We start from the raw sequence: 1,588 nt of genomic DNA, 5'->3' as shown, positions 1-1,588 counted from the left end.
AGCGTGCCCGGCACGGCGAGCACGGTGTACAGGACGGTGACCTTCAGTGCCTGCCAGAACAGCGGGTCGTCCCACAGGCGGGTGAAGTTGTCCAGCCCGATGAAGCTGCCGCCGCCGGTCAGGGTGTAGTCGGTGAAGCTCATCAGCACACCGGCGATGCCCGGACCGAACCGGAAGGCGAGGAAGAGCAGGAAGCACGGGAGGACGAACAGCAGGCCGATCCGGGCCTCGCGGCGCGCCTGCGGCCCGCTGCGACGGCCCCGGCGGGTGGGTTCCGCGACGACTGCCACGGGGATCTCCTTGCGGTGCGGGGGAAAGGGCGGGGGCGGACAAAACCGCCCCAGGGGGGTGCGGGTCCCGGGTCCGGGTGCGGCCGGATGCGGGCCCCGCACCCGTGTATCAGCGGCCGAGCAGCGCCTGCGCGGCCTTCTGCGCGGCGTCCAGCGCTTCCTGCGGGCTCTTCTTGCCCAGCAGAGCGGCCTGGATCTCCGGCGCGAGCACGCCCTGGACCTCACGGGACTTGTCGTGGAGCGGGCCCACGGTCATGCTCGGCAGCGTGGCGCCGACCGCCGACTGCAGCGCGTCGCCCGGGTAGAGGTCGCCGCCGGACTTGCGGGCCGGGAAGTAGCCGGCCTCCTTCTGCAGACCGGCCGCGTTCTTCGACTCGGCGACGAAGTTCAGCCAGTCGCCGGTGTTCTTCTTGTCGGCGCCCTTCAGCATGGACAGGGCGCCCACCGTGCCGTAGCCGACCGACTCGACGTCCTTCAGCGGCGGCCGGACGACGATGTTCTCCTTGCCCCAGAACGGCTCGACGTCGGTGGGGGTGTTCTGCCAGGTGCAGGCGGTCTTGCCCTTGGCGGTCGGGGTCTGCTCCAGCTTCGGCGCGGTGGTGATCAGGTCCTTGTCGGTGTAGCCGCCCTCGACGAGCTTCTTCAGGTACGTCAGCGCCTTGACACCGGCCGCGTCGTTGAACGTGACCTGCTTGCCGTCCTTGGAGAAGACGTCGCCGCCCGCCTGCCACAGCAGCGGGTAGAAGGTCATGTTCAGCGTCTGCTGGGTGTCACCGCTGTGGCTGGTGGCGTAGTAGCCCTTCGCCTTCAGCTTCGGGCCCAGCGCCTCCAGGTCCGCCCAGGTCGTGGGGTAGTTCTTCTCGCCGATCGCGTCGAACACCCGCTTGTCGCAGATCAGCGGGTTGGCGCTGGTCAGGACCGGGGTGGCTAGCGCCTTGCCGTCGATGGTGACGGACTTCAGCGCGAAGTCGGTGTAGTCGGACTCGGCGCCGGAGGGCATGTACTCGTCGGCCGGGACGATGTTCCTGGCGTACTTCGGCAGCTGGTCCGGGATCAGGTAGACCGCGTCCGGACCCTTGCCCGAGGCGATCGCGGTGGCCAGGGCGGTGTCGCGGTTGGCCCAGGGGAAGGTCTCCACCTTCACCTTGACGCCCGAGTGCTCCTTCTCGAACGCCTTGACCAGACCGTCCCAGTACGCCTTGTTCTTCGCCTCGTCGAAGATGACCGGGTAGGTCCACATGGTGACGGTGTTGTCGTCGCCGCCGCTGGAACAGCCGGCCAGCACACCGGCGGCCAGC

Annotated in this window: 2 protein-coding genes; both read right to left on the bottom strand. The window is 69.0% G+C overall.

All coding sequences use genetic code 11. The annotated features are described in order from the left end of the window. Positions 1–290 (bottom strand): carbohydrate ABC transporter permease (locus ACFYY6_RS38305; RefSeq protein ID WP_389197775.1); only part of this gene is annotated, 290 nt, incomplete at its 3' end. A 109-nt stretch (positions 291–399) separates the two neighbouring features. Further along, entirely contained in the window at positions 400–1,587 is a 1,188-nt protein-coding gene (locus ACFYY6_RS38300; protein ID WP_389197773.1) for an ABC transporter substrate-binding protein, read from the bottom strand. Between the last annotated feature and the right edge of the window lies 1 nt (position 1,588).

Origin of the sequence: Streptomyces sp. NPDC001750 (assembly GCF_042892615.1) — a bacterium.
In the GTDB taxonomy this organism is placed as follows: domain Bacteria; phylum Actinomycetota; class Actinomycetes; order Streptomycetales; family Streptomycetaceae; genus Streptomyces.
The sequence above is the reverse complement of the archived record's forward strand: the minus strand, read 5'-3'. Positions and strand labels throughout refer to the sequence as shown.